Genomic DNA, 5,991 nt, shown 5'->3' on the forward strand with positions numbered 1-5,991 from the left:
CCGCGGGGGCAGGCCGGCCCGCCGCGGGGTGCACACCTGGTCGTGGACGGTGTCGAAGGCGGTCGCGCGGGCCAGGGTGTCCCCCAGCTGGCAGGCGCGCAGCGCCCCGTCGAGCAGCAGGGCGATCGGGGTCTGGCCCGCGGCGTGGACGGCGGCGTTGGCCGTGGCGAGCAGCACGTCCATCCGGGACGGGCCGAGCCGGTCGCGCAGGAAGGCGCGGAAGCGGGGGTTCTCGCGCAGCAGCGTCGCCGCCGCCGTGACCAGGCGCGGTGAGCGCGGCAGCCGCAGGAAGGAGGCGGCCAGGGCGACACCGGCGCCGAGGGTGTCGGCGGCGAGAGCCGTCGCGGCGGCCCGAGTGCCGGCCGGGTCGCCGGGGTGGGTGTATCCCTCGACGTCCTCGTCGGTCAGGGACAGCCCGTGCCGGGCGGCGAGTGCGACCGCCTCGTCCACCACCGTGTCGCCGAGGGCCTCCTCGGCGGCGGACACCACGAGACGTGCCAGGCCCCGGTCCCAGTAGGCGAGCGCCACGTCCGGCCGCTCGGTCAGTGCGGCGGCCACCTTGCGGGCCGCGTGTTCCGTGCCGCCCTCGCGGTGAACCCGTTCGGGTGTCTCGGGCCGCAGCGCGAGATGGGCCCGCGCGCCGGAGCGCCAGGGGCGCGCACCACCCGGCAGCTGGTTGCGGGCGACGCGTGCGACGTGCGCGGCGCTGTCCGCGCCCCGGACGCCCGCCCGTGCCGTTCCGGCCACCGCGCCTGCGGCCAGGCCGACGGCGGGTCCGGCTCCTCGGGCGAGGAGCCGGGGGCCGGCCAGCGCGAGCCCGGTGGCGGCGGCCGTCGGACGTGTCAGCAGTCCGAGTCCTCCGGCGCGCCCCTGCTCAGCCTGTGCATCACCCCACCGGCCACCTCGTGCCATGGCTCTCCCTCACCTCACGCGTGATGCCCTTCCGGGGGAGCCGGGTTCCCGCGAATCGTCTCGTCACCCATGCTTCTGGGGTGGATGGGGCGGAGTACGGCGTGTGGGATCGCGGAGGCGCTCGGTCACGGCGTCCGGGCACGCCTGGGGGCGCGGCAGGCGCGTACGGTCCCGCTCACCTCTGCCGGAGCAGTCGGGACGGGACCGCTTCGGCGAGGGCGCGGTAGCCCTCCGGGTTGAGGTGGAGCCAGTCGCCGTCGTGAAGGGTCGGCTGGAGCCGGCTCGGGTTCTGCGGGTCGCGGACGGCCCGGTCGAAGTCGAGGACGGCGTCGAAGCGGCCGCTGGTGCGGATCCAGGTGTTGACCGCCTGCCGCGCGTCCTCGCGGTGCCCGCCCGCGTCGTCGTACGGCGTGTTGCCGTCGAACGGGAGCAGGGTCGCGCCGTACACGCGGATGCCCTGGGCGTGGGCGCGGACGATGATCTGGTCGTAGGCGGCGATGAGGTCGGCGGTGACGCGCTGCTGGGCGGCGGGGGTGGCCTCGGCCGTTCCGATGTCGTTGACGCCCTCGAAGACGATCAGCTGTTCGACGGCGCTGTGGGCCAGGATGTCGCGGTCCAGCCGGGCGAGCGCGTTGGGGCCGAGGCCGTCGTTGAGAACGCGGTTGCCGCCGGCGGCCTGGTTCACCACGGCGATGCCCCGGGTGGCGGGCTTCTGCTGCAGGCGGTCGAAGAGCTGGTCGGGCCAGCGGTTGTTGCCGTTGGTGGTGGAGCCCCGGCCGTCGGTGAGCGAGTCGCCGAGGACGGCGACGGCGGTGGTGGCGGGCCGGGAGAGGACCTCGACGTCGCTGAGCAGGTACCAGTGGTTGGTGGGCGTGGCCCCGGGGAGGTCCTCGTCGCGGGTGCGGTCGCCGTGCTGGAGGTAGGAGGTGGTGCGGGAGCCGGGGTGCGAGGTGAGGTTGAGGGACGCCTGCCCCTCGGCCAGATACGTGGTCACGGTGAGGTTGGAGCCGGGCCGCACCGTGAAGTCCAGCGGGTCGGAGACGACCTGGGCGCCGATCGGCACGGTCGTGGCGTCCCGGCCGCCGAACGTCACCGTCCGGGTGGTGCCGGGCTCGATGGCGCCGACCCCGGCCTGCCCGTCCTTGGGGAGGGCGACCGTGACCGCCGTCAGCGGCAACGCGGTGCCGCCGAAGGCGTTGGAGAAGCGCAGCCGGACCCGGTCGCCGCCGGTGGTGACGCGCACGGTCTGCCGCAGCGTGGTGTCGACGAGCACCGCCCGCTCGCCGGTGAACGGCGCCGGCGGCATGTTGTGCGCCTCGGTGAGCTGCGGCATCGCCGACCAGGTGTTGACCCAGTGCCGGGCGGCCGTGGCCGTGTCGCCGGCACCGGCACCGGCGGTGCCGTGCGGGCTCCTGACGAGCGCCATCACGGCGGAGGACGTCACGACGAGGGCCAGCGCGAGGACGCAGGCGGCGACGAGATGGGCGAGCGACACACGGCTCGACGGCTTGGACGGCTGCACGGGCGATGCCTTTCTCCGGGAACGGGGCTGTGCTGCAAGGGACCTGGCGTGAGGGGTCTCGACGCCAAGGCGCGCGAAGGCGCGCGGTGTCCGGGCGCGCACCGGGTCGGTGCGCGCCCGGCGGTGGGCGAGGGCGAGGCGGGCCGGCGGGTCAGGCTCGGCCCGTCCCGTGGAGGGGCCGAGGGGGGTGGGTGCGGCGCTGTCGCCGGAGCGGTCGGCCGGTGACCGACGCCGGCACCCGGCGCGATCAAGTGACCGGTGGCGGCACCCGGCGCGAGCGCCTGACTGACGCCGGCACCGGCACCCGGCGCGGGCGCGTGGTCGGCACCGGCATCCCGCGCGGGCGCGTGGTCGCGTGGTCGCGGGTGACGTCGGTCGCGATCACGGTGCCGCGCGCGGGGCCGTACGGGGCGTCCCGCTCGGTGACGGCCCGCCGGTCCGCCGGTCCGCCGGTCCGCCGTCCCCGCCGACGCCGGCCGAGGGCTGGGGCGCGGTGCGCTAACCGGTGATGCCGAAGAAGGTCAGGACGCGCTGGCCCATGCCCCAGGCGTACACGTTGTGGCCGACGCCCTGCATGCTGATGCCCTCGACGGGGGCCCGGTCACCGGTGCCGCCGTAGCGGGTGCGGGTCCAGCCGTTCTGGGGTGAGTCGGTGGTGCTCGGTGTCTGGCCGACGCCGCGCACGTTGGTCCACTGCTTGACCTCCTCCCCGAAGTTCGGGTACCGCAGCACGTCGTCCTGGGTGCCGTGCCACAGCTGCATCCGCGGCCGGGGCCCGTTGTAGCCGGGGTAGGCGCCGCGGACCAGGTCGCCCCACGCCTGCGGGGACCGGATGATCCTTCCGCCCGCGCACTCGCTGTTCCACTCCGAGCCGTTGGTGGTGGCGAAGCAGGCGAACGGGACACCCGCGAAGGCGGCCCCCGCGGCGAACACGTCGGGGTAGACGCCGAGCAGGACGTTGGTCATCATCGCGCCGGAGGAGATGCCGGTGGCGAAGACCCTGCTGGTGTCGGCGTTGTAGGTGCGGACCGTCCAGTCGACCATCGACTTGATGCCCACGGGGTCGCTGCCGCCGCCCCGGCGCAGCGCCTGCGGCGAGGCGACGTCGAAGCACTTGCTGCTGCGGGTGACGGACGGGTACACCACGATGAAGCCGTAGCGGTCGGCGAGCGAGGCGTACTCGGTGCCGCTGTACATGGCGGGCCCGGAGCCGGTGCAGTAGTGCACGGCCACGACGATCGCCGGTTTCCTGGCGACGTTGTTCGGCACGTACAGGTACATCTGGAGGTTGCTCGGGTTCTGCCCGAAGTTGGTGATCTGGGTGAGCGCCGCGCGGGGCGCCGCCTCGGCCTTCGCGTCCCGCGCGGCGCCCGCGTCCGGAGCGGCCTGCGCGAGCGACGACGGCTCGGGGAGCGGCGCGGCCGAGGCCGCCGGGGCGGTGAGGAACGTGGCCGCGAGTAACGGCGCCAGAGCGGTGAGCAGCGCGACGAGGGCTTTTCGGAGCTGTCGGCGCGCGGTGCGGTGGGGGGTTCGGAGCACGTCGTTGTCCCTTCAGCGGGCCGGGAGGGAAGCGTCCGCCGAGCATCGTGACATGCACATGGCCGTGCTGGAAGCGCTCCCACACGTCGAAAGAATTCGCTCCCGGCGCGCCGCCGGAGCGCATGCGCCGAACCCGCCCACCGGGGCGCCCGCTCCACCTGGGGCGCCCCATGGTCTTTTGCGCGAAGCGTTGACCAGAAAGCGCTTGCCCTCTACGTTCCGTTCAGCAGTGTGAACCGGTCGCTGTCTTCCCCTGGAGTGGAAGAGGGGCAACCGGGCTCCATCTACCCGCAACCAAGCAGCTCCCGGAGCGTCGAGTCCCCCAGCTCGGCGACCCGACCCGCCCCAGGCGGCCAGTATGGCGAACAACGTTCACGTACATGGCCCGCCAGTTCTAGCTGAAGGGACGCACACCGCATGCGTACCGTCCCCCCACGCATCCCCCCACGCACACTCGCGCGAAGAACCTCCTCGATGGCCGCGGCGACCGCTCTCGCGGCGGTCGCGGTGATCGCCCTGCCGCAGACCGCGGGGGCCGCGGAGACCTCGCCGATCGGCTACGGCGCCGGGACCACCGGCGGTGGCGGCGCGTCGCCGGTCACCGTCTCGACCCTGGCCGCCTTCAGAACCGCCGTGGCCGGTGACGCGGCGAAGGTCGTCCGGGTCAGCGGCCTGATATCGCTCGGCGGTCAGGTCGACATCGGCTCCCACACGACGGTGCTGGGCGTGGGCGCGTCCTCCGGGTTCACCGGGGGCGGCCTGCGCATCAAGGAGAAGACCGATGTCGTCGTCCGCAACCTGAACATCAGCAAGCCGGTCGCGCCCGCCGACGGGATCACCGTGCAGGAGTCGACGCGGGTGTGGATCGACCACAACTCCTTCTCCGCCGACCGCGATCACGACAAGGACCACTACGACGGCCTGCTGGACATCAACCACGGCTCGGACGGCGTGACGGTGTCCTGGAACACCTTCAAGGACCACTTCAAGGGCTCGCTCGTCGGCCACAGCGACAACAACGCCGCCGAGGACACCGGCCACTTGAAGGTGACGTACCACCACAACCACTTCAGCGACGTCCACTCGCGCATCCCCAGCCTGCGCTTCGGCACCGGGCACTTCTACAACAACTTCGTGGACGGCGCCGAGACCGCCTGCCACTCGCGCATGGGCGCCCAGATGCTCGTGGAGAACAACGTCTTCCGCGACACGAAGGTCGCCGTCACCACGAACCGCAGCAGCGACGTGGACGGCTACGCCAATCTGCGCGGCAACGACCTCGGTGGGGCCGCCACCGAGATCTCCCGGACAGGGACGTTCACCTCCCCGCCGTACCGCTACACCGCGGAACCCGCCTCGTCCGTCGTCGCCTCGGTGACGACGGGTGCGGGCACCGGAAAGTTCTGACAACCCCCATCCACTCGGGGGGGGAGAGAGAACAGAAGGAATCGGGACTTGACTTCCTCCCCCGTCTAACGGCGGGGGATTCCAGCGGTCGCCCGCTGGGGTTCCTGCTTCACCGACGACCGCCCCGTCCGGGAGGACTCCCGTTGAGGTCTTACACCGTCTCCACAGGCAGACGCCGCCAGCCCGGCGGCCAGGATGTTGCGTGCCGCGTTCACGTCACGGTCATGCACCGTGCCGCATACGCACGTCCACTCGCGGACAGTCAACGGCATCCTCGCCGCGACCGTGCCGCAGGCCCCGCACAGCTTGCTGCTGGGGAACCAGCGGTCGATCACGACGAGTTCACGCCCGTACCAGGCGCACTTGTACTCCAGCATCATGCGCAGGTCCGTCCAGGCCGCGTCGGAGATGGCGCGCGCGAGGCGGCCGTACTTCAGCAGGTTGCGGACGGTGAGGTCCTCGATCACGACCGTTTGGTTCTCACGGACGAGTCGGGTCGACAGCTTGTGCAGGAAGTCGCGGCGCCGGTCGGCGATCCGCGCATGGACCTTGGCGACCCTGCGCCGGGCCTTTTCCCGGTTCGCCAAGCCCTTCGCCTTCCGCGACAGCTC

3 protein-coding genes and 2 pseudogenes are annotated in these 5,991 nt (G+C 72.9%); 1 reads left to right on the plus strand and 4 read right to left on the minus strand.

Annotated features, from left to right (window positions below):
• The 3 genes and pseudogenes from AOK15_RS30400 to AOK15_RS30410 all read right to left on the minus strand — a co-directional run.
• Positions 1–912: pseudogene (locus tag AOK15_RS30400) on the minus strand (cation-translocating P-type ATPase); the annotation flags it as partial.
• A gap of 175 nt (positions 913–1,087) precedes the next feature.
• A complete protein-coding gene (locus AOK15_RS30405) occupies positions 1,088–2,338 on the minus strand; it encodes an SGNH/GDSL hydrolase family protein (protein ID WP_079058802.1) in 1,251 nt (416 codons plus the stop codon).
• A 597-nt stretch (positions 2,339–2,935) separates the two neighbouring features.
• Positions 2,936–3,973, minus strand: a pseudogene (locus tag AOK15_RS30410) (extracellular catalytic domain type 1 short-chain-length polyhydroxyalkanoate depolymerase); the annotation flags it as partial.
• A gap of 417 nt (positions 3,974–4,390) precedes the next feature.
• Between AOK15_RS30410 and AOK15_RS30415 the strand changes: the two are divergent.
• The gene (locus AOK15_RS30415; RefSeq protein WP_055521551.1) at positions 4,391–5,380 is read left to right on the plus strand and encodes a pectate lyase family protein; all 990 of its coding nucleotides are present in this window, start codon (positions 4,391–4,393) and stop codon (positions 5,378–5,380) included.
• A 65-nt stretch (positions 5,381–5,445) separates the two neighbouring features.
• Here AOK15_RS30415 and AOK15_RS30420 read toward each other — a convergent pair.
• The coding region (locus tag AOK15_RS30420) for an RNA-guided endonuclease TnpB family protein (RefSeq protein WP_157870418.1) at positions 5,446–5,991 on the minus strand (546 nt) is incomplete at its 5' end.

The sequence above is a fragment of the Streptomyces ossamyceticus genome, assembly GCF_001418475.1.
GTDB lineage: Bacteria > Actinomycetota > Actinomycetes > Streptomycetales > Streptomycetaceae > Streptomyces > Streptomyces ossamyceticus.

Excerpts from the sequence above, each read along its gene's own strand:
- AOK15_RS30405 (WP_079058802.1), bottom strand. The coding sequence starts at position 2,338 with ATGGCGCTCGTCAGGAGCCCGCACGGCACCGCCGGTGCCGGTGCCGGC.
- AOK15_RS30415 (WP_055521551.1), top strand. The coding sequence starts at position 4,391 with ATGCGTACCGTCCCCCCACGCATCCCCCCACGCACACTCGCGCGAAGA.